The sequence below is a fragment of the Aquabacterium sp. genome, from assembly GCF_049274795.1.
Taxonomy (GTDB): Bacteria; Pseudomonadota; Gammaproteobacteria; order Burkholderiales; family Burkholderiaceae_C; genus Aquabacterium.
In genome coordinates this window covers 1-11,444 of sequence record NZ_JBASTH010000052.1, presented here as the reverse complement: position 1 = coordinate 11,444, position 11,444 = coordinate 1, and the positions used below count along the sequence as shown (strand labels likewise).

Genomic DNA, 11,444 nt, shown 5'->3' with positions numbered 1-11,444 from the left:
GGTCGGCCTCGTCGGTGCGGCCGCGCGCATCGGCCTCCAGCGCGATCTCGCACCAGTGGTGGGCCATGCGCGGCGCGAACGAGCCGGTGCCGGCGGCCTCCAACTGGCGGGCCACCTCGATGGCGGGGTGCCAGTCGCGCGAGCGTTCGTACAGTGTCAGCAGCGACAGGCGCGCATCGGTGCCGAATGCCGTGCCTTCCAGGGCCTTGAAGGCTTCTTCGGCACGGTCGAACAGGCCGGCCTTCATGAAATCCTGGGCCAGGGCGTGCTGGGCCTTCTCGCGCTCTTCGCGCTTGAGGTCGGCGCGGGCCAGCAGGTGCTGGTGCACGCGAATAGCGCGCTCGTACTCGCCACGGCGGCGGAACAGGTTGCCCAGAGCGAAGTGCAGGTCGGAGGTGTCCGGGTCGTGCTGCACCGCCTCGATGAAGGCGTCGATGGCCTTGTCCTGCTGTTCATTGAGCAGCAGGTTCAGGCCCTTGAAGTAGGCCTGGGGCGTGGCGCTCTCTTCGCGGCGCATCTGGCGCAGATCGAGACGCGAGGCCAACCAGCCCAGCAGGAAGGCGCCGGGCAGGGCCAGCAGCAGCCATTGCAGATCGAAGTCCATCGTGGTGACCGCGGGTGGGCGGTAAAAAGGTCAGCGGCCCTGCTTGCGCGGCGCCGGCATGTCGGGCGGGTGGGGCAGCTGCGAGGGCAGTGCGCCGCTCGTGTCGGGGGCAGCGGGGGTGTCTTCGGCGGCCGGGGCCTGCTCGGCGATCAGGTGCAGGCGCTTGCGGGCATCACGCCGGTGGCGCCACCAACTGGGCACCATGGCCACCACGCCAGCGGCGCAACCCAGGCCGAACACGCCCAGCATCACGAACACCATGGGCGCCTGCCAGCTGTAGCCGAAGAAGCCGCGCACGTCGACCACGTGCTGGTTCTTCAGGGCGAAAGCGAACAGCACGAAGAACAGGAAGGCACGCCACAGCCAGGTCAGTGCACGCATGGATGTCGATCCCTCGTCTTGGCTCAGTTGGGGATGGTGGGGTTTTGCTCAGCGCTGAGGCTGATTGTCCACCATCGCGCCGGCCTCGGCAGCAGAGGGTTGCGTTTCGGGAACATCGGTGTCGACGGCTTCACGAAGCGCCTTGCCCGGCTTGAAGTGGGGCACGAGCTTTTCGGGGATCAGCACCTGCTCGCCGGAGCGGGGGTTGCGGCCCATGCGGGGCGGGCGGCGGTTGATCGAGAAGCTGCCGAAGCCGCGCAGTTCGATGCGGTGCCCCTTGGCCAGCGCCTCCGACATGGCGTCCAGAATGGTCTTGACGGCGAATTCGGCGTCGCGTTGCGTGAGCTGGCCGAAGCGCTCGGCCAGCTTGGCCACCAGGTCGGATCGGGTCATGGGTGATGAAACACAACTGATTCAGGGGCTGTGATGAGGCCACGCGGGAGGCCTCATCACAGCCCCCAGGGCGAGCCGGCCAGAACCCGCTGGGTAGCGGGCTTGAGCCGGAACGGTCTCTGGGAGCTGCCGGCAAGCCCGAAGGCCTGCCGGCGGTCAACAGCTGAGGATCAGCCGTTGTTCTGGTCCAGCTTGGCCTTGAGCAGGGCGCCCAGGCTGGTGGTGCCGGAGCCTTCCTTGGTCGTGTCGGCGCGCAGGGATTGCAGGGCTTCTTGTTGCTCTGCGTTGTCCTTGGCCTTGATCGACAGCTGGATGTTGCGGGTCTTGCGGTCCACGTTGATCACGATGGCCGTGACTTCGTCGCCTTCCTTCAGCACGTTGCGAGCGTCTTCGACGCGGTCGCGGCTGATTTCGGAAGCGCGCAGGTAGCCCAGGATGTCATCGGCCAGCTTGATTTCAGCGCCCTTGGCATCAACCGTGGCAACCACGCCGGTCACGGTGGCACCGCGATCGTTCAGGGTCGTGAAGTTGGTGAAGGGGTCGGAATCCAGCTGCTTGATGCCCAGGGAGATGCGCTCGCGTTCCACGTCGATGGCCAGCACGATCGCTTCGACTTCCTGGCCCTTCTTGTAGTTGCGAACGGCGGATTCGCCCGGCTCGTTCCACGACAGGTCGGACAGGTGCACCAGGCCGTCGATGCCGGCAGCCAGGCCCACGAACACGCCGAAGTCGGTGATCGACTTGATGGGGCCCTTGACGCGGTCGCCACGGTTGAAGTTCTGCGAGAAGTCGTCCCAGGGGTTCGGCTTGCACTGCTTCATGCCCAGCGAGATGCGACGCTTGTCTTCGTCGATCTCCAGGACCATGACTTCCACTTCGTCGCCCAGGTTGACGATCTTGTTGGGCGCCACGTTCTTGTTGGTCCAGTCCATTTCGGAGACGTGCACCAGGCCTTCGATGCCCGGTTCGATCTCGACGAACGCACCGTAGTCAGCGATGTTGGTGACCTTGCCGAACAGGCGGGTGCCCGAGGGGTAACGGCGCGACACGCCAACCCAGGGGTCGTCGCCCATCTGCTTCAGACCCAGCGAGACGCGGTTCTTCTCGGCGTCGAACTTCAGGACCTTGGCCGACAGCTCTTGGCCAACCGTCACCACTTCCGAAGGGTGACGCACGCGGCGCCATGCCATGTCGGTGATGTGCAGCAGGCCGTCGATACCACCCAGGTCCACGAAGGCGCCGTATTCGGTGATGTTCTTGACCACGCCATGGACGATCGCGCCTTCGCGCAGCGTTTCCATCAGCTTGGCACGCTCTTCGCCCATCGAGGCTTCGACCACGGCACGACGCGACAGCACGACGTTGTTGCGCTTGCGGTCCAGCTTGATGACCTTGAACTCCATGGTCTTGCCTTCGAACGGCGACATGTCCTTGACAGGGCGCGTATCGAGCAGCGAACCAGGCAGGAAGGCGCGGATGCCGTTGACCAGGACGGTCAGACCGCCCTTGACCTTGCCGTTGACCGTGCCGGTCACGAAATCGCCCGATTCCAGGGCGGTTTCCAGCGACAGCCACGAGGCCAGGCGCTTGGCCTTGTCGCGCGACAGGATGGTGTCGCCGTAACCGTTTTCGATGGCGTCCACGGCCACCGAGACGAAGTCACCCACTTGGACTTCGACCTCGCCCTGGTCGTTGCGGAACTCGTCGATGGGCACGTAGGCCTCGGACTTCAGGCCGGCGTTGACAACCACGAAGTTGTGGTCAACGGCCACCACCTCGGCGGTGATGACTTCGCCAGTGCGCATATTGGCGCGCTGCAACGACTCTTCGAATAGGGCGGCAAAAGATTCAGACATGAGATTTCCTGTGCCAGCTTTGGGGCCGGCGGTAACGCTTGGACCGACAGGCAACGGAACAAGCGGTTAAGTTGAAGAAGCGATGTGCGGCCTGGCTTTGCTGCCGTGCCGAGGATCAAACCTCGCCTCACCGCCGGGCGGCGGGGAGGGCACATCACGCCCTGTGCGTGATTTACAGGTCACGCCCTGATTTGGCCTTGCCTGATCACGCCTGAGGCGCGACCACATGGGGCCACCCGTCTGTCCACCAACCCAACACCGTGTCCACCGACTGGTCGATGGTCAATGCCGAGTTGTCGAGCAAACGGGCATCGTGCGCAGCCACCATCGGGGCGACCGCGCGGTTCTTGTCCCGCTGGTCGCGCGCCTCTAGGTCTGCGCAGATCTCGTCAAGGGTAACAGAAATCCCTTTTGAAATCAATTGGTTATACCGGCGTTCCGCCCGCTGTGCCACGGTGGCCGTCAAAAACACCTTGAGGCCCGCATTCGGGAAGATCACGGTGCCCATGTCGCGGCCGTCGGCCACCAGGCCGGGCAACTTGCGGAAGGCCAGTTGCTGGCGTACCAGGGCCTGGCGCACGCCGGGCAGGGCGGAGATCTTGGAGGCCGTCTGGCCGACTTCCTCCTGGCGCAGGTCGTCGCTGACCTCCTGGCCGTCCAGCCAGACCTGATGCCCTGAGAAACGCAGGGGGATGTCTTCGCCCAACTGCTTGGCCAGGCCTACCAGGGCGGGTTCGTGGTCGGCCGGTACGCCGCGGCGCAGGGCCAGCAGGGCGGTCACGCGGTACAGCGCGCCGGAATCCAGGAACTGGTAGCCCAGGCGGGTGGCCAGGGCGCTGGCCAGGGTGCCCTTGCCCGAGGCAGTGGGGCCATCGATGGTGATGACGGGGATCAGCCGGGGCTCGGTTTTCGCCACTTGGAAAAGCGTCTCGAAATAATCCGGGAAGGTCTTGCCGACGCAGCGCGGGTCTTCAATGCGCACCGACACCGTCTGCCCGGCGCCAATCGTGGGCGACAGCGGGTGGAAGGCGGCCAGCGAGAAGCACATGGCCATGCGGTGGTCGTCGTAGGTGTGGATGCTGCCGTGCGTCCAGCAGCCGGGGGCGGGCGGCGTCACCTCGATGAAATCCTCGCCCTCGGTGACCACGGCACCCAGCTTGCGCAACTCGGTGGCCATGGCGGCGATGCGGTCGGTTTCCTTCACGCGCCAGCTGGCGATGTTGCTCAGGCGCGTGGTGCCATCGGCGTACAGCGCCATCACCGCCAGCGTCATGGCCGCGTCGGGGATGTGGTTGCAGTCCATGGACACGGCCTTCAAAGGCCATGCCCCGCGCTGGATCTCCAGCCAGTTCGGGCCGCCGTCGATCTGCGCACCCATGGCGCGCGCGGCCTCGACGAAGCGGATGTCGCCCTGGATGGAATCGAGCCCCACGCCTTCGACGCGTACCGGTTGGTCGATGCCGGCGATGGCGCCCACGGCGATGAAGTAGGAGGCGGACGAGGCATCGGCCTCGATGTGGATCTCGCCGGGTGACTGGTAGCGGCTGCCCTGCGGGATGATGAAGCGCTCCCAGCCCTGGCGTTGCACCTGGATGCCGAAGCGGGCCAGCAGGTTCAGCGTGATCTCGATGTAGGGCTTGGAGATCAGCTCGCCTTCGACCTCGATGGTCAGGGCCTGGTTCTGCGAGACCAGCGGCAGGGCCAGCAGCAGCGCGGTCAGGAACTGGCTGGACACATCGCCGCGCACCTTGATGGGGGCATCGAGCTTCAAGGTGCCGCCGTTCAGGCGCAGGGGCGGGTAGCCCTCCTGGCCCAGGCACTCGATGGTGCAGCCCAGGGGGCGCAGTGCATCGATCAGGTCGCCGATGGGGCGCTCGTGCATGCGCGGCACGCCGCTCAGCTCGAACACGCCGCCCTGCGTGGCCGACAGCAGGGCCAGTGCGGCCGTGAGCGGGCGCATCGCGGTGCCGGCATTGCCCAGAAAGAGCTGCGCCTCGGGCACGCCCAGCTTGCCACCCAGGCCTGTGATCTCCAGAACCTCGCCCTCGGGGCGGATGTCGCAGCCCAGCGTGCGCAGGGCGTCCAGCATCACGCGGGTGTCGTCAGAGGCCAGCAGATCGTGCACGCGGGTGGTGCCTTCGCTCAGGCCGGCCAGCAGCAGCACGCGGTTGGAGATGCTCTTGGAGCCGGGCAGGCGCACTGCGCCCTCGGCTTGGAGCAGGGGCGGCAGGTCGAGGAAGGCGGTCGTGTACATGGCGGCGGTCGGAAAAATGAAGGCCCCGGAACATCGCGTCAGGGGCCTGTGTCTGTAGTCTGGCTGCTGGATCAGCGCGAGGGCTTGCCCCCACCAGACGATGACCCGCTGGGCGGTGTGTGTGTGCTGAGCGTCCACTGGCTGCGCGACTCGGCCGCAGACTGGATCTGCTGCGACAGCGTCTCGCCGTCCCAGTCTCGCATGCTGCGTTCCATGGCGTCTAATGCGGCGCGGAAAGCCTCTGATTGCTTCAGGATCTCTTCGCGGTTGGACAGCAGGATGTCGCGCCACACCGTGGGCTCGCTCGCGGCGATGCGCGTGAAATCGCGGAAACCGGGGCCGGCCAGCGACAGGAACTCGCGGCCCGAAGGCTGCTGCTGCATCGCGTTGATGTAGGCGAAGGCCACCAGATGCGGCAGGTGGCTCACCGCCGCGAAGGCCGTGTCGTGGTTCTCCGGCGTCATCTTGAGCACCTGGCAGCCGATGGCGGCCCACACATCAGTGGCTTTTTGCACCAGCACCGGGTCGGTCTGCTGCAGCGGTGTCAGGATGACCTTGCGGCCTTGATAAAGCTGCGCGTCGGCGTGCTCGATGCCCGCCACTTCACGCCCGGCGATGGGGTGGGCGGGCACGAAGGAAGGCAAGCGCTCTTTGAGCACGCGGCGGGCCGCGTCGACCACGTCGCGCTTGGTGCTGCCCACGTCCATGAACAGCACGCCCGGATCCACCAGGTGGCGGATGGCGCGGAAAGTGCTCTCGGTGGCGGCCACCGGCACGGCGATGATGACGATGTCCGAGCCCGAGACGGCCAGCAGCGCCGATTCGGCGGCCACATCGATCACGCCCAGACGGCGCGCCTTCTCGACCGTGGAGGGCGACTTGCTGTAGCCCACCACGCGGCGCACCAGGCCGGCCTTTTTCAAGGCCAGAGCGAAGGAGCCGCCCATCAGGCCGCATCCGATCAGACCGAGTTGATTGAACATACCGATCGGCCTACTTCCTCAATCCTTGTCCACCGGGAACGAGCCCAGCACCTTCACGAAGCTGCAGATGCCACGCAGTTCTTCGACCGCTTTCGCCACGGCCGGCTCCTGCAGGTGGCCCGACAGATCGACGAAGAACACGTATTCCCATTGCCCCGAGCGGGCAGGGCGCGATTCGAAGCGTGTCATCGACACGCCGTGCGCCTTGAAGGGGGCCAGCAGGTCATGGACGGCGCCGGGGCGGTTGTCCACCGACACGATCAGGCTGGTGCGGTCGTTGCCCGTGGGCGCGGACTGCGTGTGGCGATCCGGGTGCGTGAGCACCGCGAACAGCGTGCGGTTGTGGGCCTCGTCCTGCACGGCGGCCTGCACCACGTGCAGACCGTATTGCGAAGCGGCGCGCTCGCTGGCCAACGCCGCCAGGCTCGGGTCCAGCGCAGCCAGGCGGGCGCCTTCGGCGTTGCTTGACACGGGGCGGCGCTCGGCATCGGGCATGTTCTGGCTGAGCCAGCCGTGGCACTGGGCCAGGGCCTGGGGGTGCGCCACCACGGTGGTGATGCCCTCGCGCGACAGCTCCTTGCGCAGCAGGTTGTGCGTGATCAGCAGGCTGGTCTCGCTGGTGATCACCAGAGGCGATTGCAGCAGCAGGTCGAGCGAGCGGGCCACCACGCCTTCGGTGGAGTTTTCAACGGGCACCACGCCGAAATCGGCCGAGCCGGCCACCGTGGCGCGGAACACCTCGTCGATGCTGGGGCAGGGCAGCAGCTCAATGGACGAGCCGAAATGCCCGATCGTGGCCTGCTCGCTGAAGGTGCCGGCCGGGCCCAGGAAGGCCACGCGCTGGCGCGATTCCAGGGCGCGGCAGGCGGACATCACCTCGCGCCAGATGGGACCCAGGCTGTCGGCCTTGAGCGGGCCAGGGTTGGCAGCCTTGAGCTTGTCGATCACCTGGATCTCGCGGTCCGGGCGGAACACGGGCGAGCCGTCGATCTTCTTGACCTCGCCCACGGCCTGGGCCAGTTGGGCACGCTGGTTCAACAGGGACAGCAACTGGCGGTCCACGCTGTCGATGCGTACGCGCAGGTCGGCCAGTTGCTCGTCCACCGGGCGCCCGTCGGGCACGTGGTGAGCAGCGTTCGAATCGGAAGAATCAGCCATGGCGCCGCGCGAAATCGTTGAGGTAATCGACCAGGGTCTGCACCCCGGCCAGCGGCATGGCGTTGTAGATCGAAGCGCGCATGCCGCCCACGCTCTTGTGCCCCTTGAGTTGAAGCAAACCCCGTTCCTTGGCACCGGCCAGGAAGGCATCGTTCAGGCTGTCGCTGGGCAAAAAGAAGGGCACGTTCATGCGCGAGCGCGCCGCCGGCACCACCTTGGTGGCGTAGAAGCCGGACGCGTCGAAACAGTCGTACAGCAGGCGGGCCTTGGCCACGTTGCGGGCCTCGATGGCGGCCAGGCCAACCAGATCGCCCTGTGCCGTGGTTTCACGCTGCTGCTTGATCCACTGGAACACCAGCCCCGCCATGTAGATGGCGTAGGTGGGCGGTGTGTTGTACATGGATTCGTTGTCGGCCACCACCTTGTAGTCGAAGGCGGTGGGGGTGGCCGGCAGGGCATGGCCCAGCAGGTCTTCACGGATGATGACCAGGGTCAGGCCGGCCGGGCCGATGTTCTTCTGCGCGCCACCGTAGGCCACACCCACGCGCGACCAGTCGATCGGGCGCGAGGCGATGTGCGAGGAGCAGTCGATCACCAGCGGGGCATCGCTACCCATGGCCTTGAGGTCGGGCAGTTCGTGGAACTCGAGGCCGTTGATGGTCTCGTTGCTGCAGATGTGCACGTAGGCTGCCTGGTCGCTGAGCTTCCAGGAGGCCGGGGCGGGCACCGTGGTGTGCCTGTCGGCCTCGTTGCTGGCGATCACGCTCACATCGCAGTACTTGCGGGCTTCCTTCTGCGATTTGATGGACCACGAACCCGTGACCACGTAATCCGCACGGCCGCCGCGCGACAGGTTCAGGGGCAGGATCGCGTTCTCAGCGATGGCCCCGCCCTGCATGAAGAGCACCTTGTAGTTGGCCGGGATGGCCAGGATGTCGCGCAGATCGGCCTCGGCCTTCGTGGCGATGGAGATGAACTCCTTGCCACGGTGGCTCATCTCCATCACGCTCATGCCCGAGCCCTGCCAGTCGAGCATCTCGGCGGCGGCCTGGGCCAACACCTCCTCGGGCAGGACGGCCGGGCCGGCCGAGAAATTGAAGGGACGCGTCGTCATGCCTGGAACCACCCTCACACCCTCACTTACTTGGCCTTGGGCTTGGCGGCAGCGGGTTGCTGCTGAGGCTGTTGCTGGCTCAGCTTGCCGCCGGTGGCCTTGTCCAGGATCGTGCGGATGTTGGTCTGCGCGGCCTGCAGCTTGGGGTCCACCTGCGGGCGGGCATCGGCCACGACCTTGTCGACCAGGGCCTTGCTCATCTCGGGCAGCAGGCCCTGGTACTTCTTGAGCACGTGCGAATCCAGCATGGTGACCAGTTGCTTGAGCTCGTCATCCGTGAACTTCTCTTCCAGCAGCGGGGCCACGGAGGCCTGGCTCTGCTTGATGGTGCTGGCGCGCACGATGGGGTTGGCCGCGTCCAGGTACTTCTTGATCTCGGCGTCGACCTGCTTGGCGGTGGCTTCGCGCTTGTCTTCGGGCACGCCCTGCACGATCACCTGCTGGGCCGCTGCGACCAGCTGGCGAGCGGGGTTCTCGGTCAATCCGCGCGCGGTGTTTTCCAGCGAGGATTGCTGCATGTCGATCAGCTTTTGAACCAGTTCTTTCTTGCTCTGGGCATGTGCGCTCAGCGAGGCCACCAGCAGGGTCGAGGCCACCGCGGTCGCCCACACAGTTTTCGTCAGCTTCATAAGGAGTCCTTGTCTTGTGAAAAAAGTGCCCGTCCGCGACGGGCATCTGGTTGCTTGGTGTTCAGGTCTCAGTCTTCGGTTCCACCATTGTCGGCGGAAGTATCAGGCGTGTCGGTGACAGGGCCGTCATCGGCGATCTCGTCGGCATTGGCGTCGTTCTCGACGATGCGCTGCAGGCCGATCAGCTTGGCGCCTTCATCCAGCGCGATCAGGGTCACGCCCTGCGTGGCGCGGCCCAACTCGCGGATCTCCGACACGCGGGTGCGCACCAGCACGCCCTTGTCGGTGATCAGCATGATCTCGTCGGCCGGACGCACCAGGGTGGCCGCGACCACCTTGCCGTTGCGCTCGGATTGCTGGATGGCGATCATGCCCTTGGTGCCACGGCCGTGGCGGGTGTACTCGACGATGCTGGTGCGCTTGCCGTAGCCGTTCTCGGTGGCGGTCAGCACGCTTTGCGTCTCGTCTTCGGCCACGAGCATGGCGATCACGCTCTGCGTCTCTTCCAGCATCATGCCGCGCACGCCGCGGGCGCTGCGGCCCATCGGGCGCACGTCTTCTTCGTCGAAGCGCACGGCCTTGCCGCCATCAGAGAACAGCATCACGTCGTGCTTGCCGTCGGTCAGCGCGGCGCCGACCAGGTAGTCGCCGTCATCGAGGCCCACGGCGATGATGCCGGCCTTGCGCGGGTTGCTGAAGTCGGTGAGCGGCGTCTTCTTGACGGTGCCCAGGCGCGTGGCCATGAACACGTAGTGATCTTCGGGGAAGCTGCGGAACTCGCCGGTGAGCGGCAGCACCACGTTGATCTTCTCTTCCTTCTCCAGCGGGAACATGTTGACCATGGGCTTGCCGCGCGAGTTGCGCGAGCCCTGCGGCACTTCCCAGACCTTGATCCAGTAGACGCGGCCCCGGTTGCTGAAGCACAGGATGTAGTCGTGCGTGTTGGCGATGAAGAGCTGGTCGATCCAGTCGTCTTCCTTCGTCGCCGTGGCCTGCTTGCCGCGTCCGCCGCGCTTCTGGGCGCGGTACTCGCTGAGCGGCTGGCTCTTGATGTAGCCCGTGTGGCTGATCGTGACCACCATGTCGGTGGGTGTGATCAGGTCTTCGGTGCCGAGTTCTTGCGCGTTGTGCTCGATGGTCGAGCGGCGCGCGCCCAGCTTGGTCTGGCCGAACTCCTGGCGGATGGCGGCCAGCTCTTCGCCGATGATGGCGGACACGCGCTCCGGCTTGGACAGGATGTCCAGCAGGTCGGCGATCTCGGCCATCACATCGCGGTATTCGCCGATGATCTTGTCCTGCTCCAGCCCGGTCAGGCGTTGCAGGCGCATCTGCAGGATTTCGCTGGCTTGTGCGTCAGACAGGCGGTACAGGCCATCGGGCTGCAGGCCGAAGTTCAGCGGCAGGCTCTCGGGGCGGTACTGCTGCGCGTCGCCGTCGACCCGGGCCAGCATCTCGCGCACCATCGACGAATCCCAGCTCTTGCTCATCAGCGCCGTCTTGGCGACCGGCGGCGTGGGCGAGGTCTTGATGGTTTCGATGAACTCGTCGATGTTGGCCAGCGCCACGGCCAGGCCTTCCAGCACGTGGCCGCGCTCGCGCGCCTTGCGCAGCTCGAACACCGTGCGGCGGGTCACCACCTCGCGGCGGTGCTCCAGGAACACGATCACCAGGTCACGCAGGTTGCACAGCTTGGGCTGACCGTCGATCAGCGCCACCATGTTGATGCCGAAGGTGTCCTGCAGCTGCGTCTGCTTGTACAGGTTGTTGAGCACCACCTCGGGCACTTCGCCGCGCTTGAGCTCGATCACCACCCGCATGCCGGACTTGTCGGATTCGTCCTGGATGTGGCTGATGCCTTCGATCTTCTTCTCGTTGACCAGCTCGGCGATGCGCTCGAGCAGGTTCTTCTTGTTTACCTGGTAGGGGATCTCGTCGACGATGATCGCCTGGCGGTCGCCCTTGCCGATGTCTTCGAAGTGCACGCGGGCGCGCATGACCACGCGGCCACGGCCGGTGCGGTAGCCCTCGCGCACACCGCTCAGGCCGTAGATGATGCCGGCGGTGGGGAAGTC

The 11,444-nt window shown here is 65.9% G+C and carries 10 protein-coding genes; all 10 read right to left on the bottom strand.

What is annotated here, in order from left to right:
• A partial coding sequence (locus WAQ08_RS08210) for a tetratricopeptide repeat protein (protein WP_422190802.1) occupies nucleotides 1–604 on the bottom strand: 604 nt, incomplete at its 3' end.
• A 30-nt stretch (nucleotides 605–634) separates the two neighbouring features.
• Nucleotides 635–985, bottom strand: a complete 351-nt coding sequence (locus tag WAQ08_RS08205; protein WP_422190800.1) for a LapA family protein — start codon at nucleotides 983–985, stop codon at nucleotides 635–637.
• A 48-nt stretch (nucleotides 986–1,033) separates the two neighbouring features.
• Nucleotides 1,034–1,378: an integration host factor subunit beta gene (locus tag WAQ08_RS08200; RefSeq protein ID WP_422190798.1), complete on the bottom strand. Its 345-nt coding sequence runs from the start codon at nucleotides 1,376–1,378 to the stop codon at nucleotides 1,034–1,036.
• Nucleotides 1,379–1,548: 170 nt separating this feature from the next.
• Nucleotides 1,549–3,234, bottom strand: coding sequence for a 30S ribosomal protein S1 (rpsA, locus tag WAQ08_RS08195; protein WP_422190796.1), 1,686 nt, complete (start codon nucleotides 3,232–3,234; stop codon nucleotides 1,549–1,551).
• A gap of 205 nt (nucleotides 3,235–3,439) precedes the next feature.
• On the bottom strand, nucleotides 3,440–5,488 hold the full coding sequence (locus tag WAQ08_RS08190) for a bifunctional 3-phosphoshikimate 1-carboxyvinyltransferase/cytidylate kinase (protein WP_422190794.1): 2,049 nt from the start codon (nucleotides 5,486–5,488) through the stop codon (nucleotides 3,440–3,442).
• A 71-nt stretch (nucleotides 5,489–5,559) separates the two neighbouring features.
• Nucleotides 5,560–6,471: a prephenate dehydrogenase gene (locus tag WAQ08_RS08185; protein ID WP_422190792.1), complete on the bottom strand. Its 912-nt coding sequence runs from the start codon at nucleotides 6,469–6,471 to the stop codon at nucleotides 5,560–5,562.
• An 18-nt stretch (nucleotides 6,472–6,489) separates the two neighbouring features.
• On the bottom strand, nucleotides 6,490–7,629 hold the full coding sequence (pheA, locus tag WAQ08_RS08180; protein WP_422190790.1) for a prephenate dehydratase: 1,140 nt from the start codon (nucleotides 7,627–7,629) through the stop codon (nucleotides 6,490–6,492).
• Complete coding sequence (serC, locus tag WAQ08_RS08175) at nucleotides 7,622–8,743, bottom strand: 3-phosphoserine/phosphohydroxythreonine transaminase (RefSeq protein WP_422190788.1); 1,122 nt, start codon at nucleotides 8,741–8,743, stop codon at nucleotides 7,622–7,624. The genes pheA and serC overlap by 8 nt, the downstream gene beginning before the upstream one ends.
• A 26-nt stretch (nucleotides 8,744–8,769) precedes the next feature.
• On the bottom strand, nucleotides 8,770–9,372 hold the full coding sequence (locus WAQ08_RS08170) for a hypothetical protein (protein WP_422190786.1): 603 nt from the start codon (nucleotides 9,370–9,372) through the stop codon (nucleotides 8,770–8,772).
• Nucleotides 9,373–9,440: 68 nt separating this feature from the next.
• A partial coding sequence (locus WAQ08_RS08165) for a DNA gyrase C-terminal beta-propeller domain-containing protein (RefSeq protein WP_422190784.1) occupies nucleotides 9,441–11,444 on the bottom strand: 2,004 nt, incomplete at its 5' end.

Coding starts and splice junctions, on each gene's coding strand:
- WAQ08_RS08205 (WP_422190800.1), bottom strand. CDS start 985: ATGCGTGCACTGACCTGGCTGTGGCGTGCCTTCCTGTTCTTCGTGCTG.
- WAQ08_RS08200 (WP_422190798.1), bottom strand. CDS start 1,378: ATGACCCGATCCGACCTGGTGGCCAAGCTGGCCGAGCGCTTCGGCCAG.
- rpsA (WP_422190796.1), bottom strand. CDS start 3,234: ATGTCTGAATCTTTTGCCGCCCTATTCGAAGAGTCGTTGCAGCGCGCC.
- WAQ08_RS08190 (WP_422190794.1), bottom strand. CDS start 5,488: ATGTACACGACCGCCTTCCTCGACCTGCCGCCCCTGCTCCAAGCCGAG.
- WAQ08_RS08185 (WP_422190792.1), bottom strand. CDS start 6,471: ATGTTCAATCAACTCGGTCTGATCGGATGCGGCCTGATGGGCGGCTCC.
- pheA (WP_422190790.1), bottom strand. CDS start 7,629: ATGGCTGATTCTTCCGATTCGAACGCTGCTCACCACGTGCCCGACGGG.
- serC (WP_422190788.1), bottom strand. CDS start 8,743: ATGACGACGCGTCCCTTCAATTTCTCGGCCGGCCCGGCCGTCCTGCCC.
- WAQ08_RS08170 (WP_422190786.1), bottom strand. CDS start 9,372: ATGAAGCTGACGAAAACTGTGTGGGCGACCGCGGTGGCCTCGACCCTG.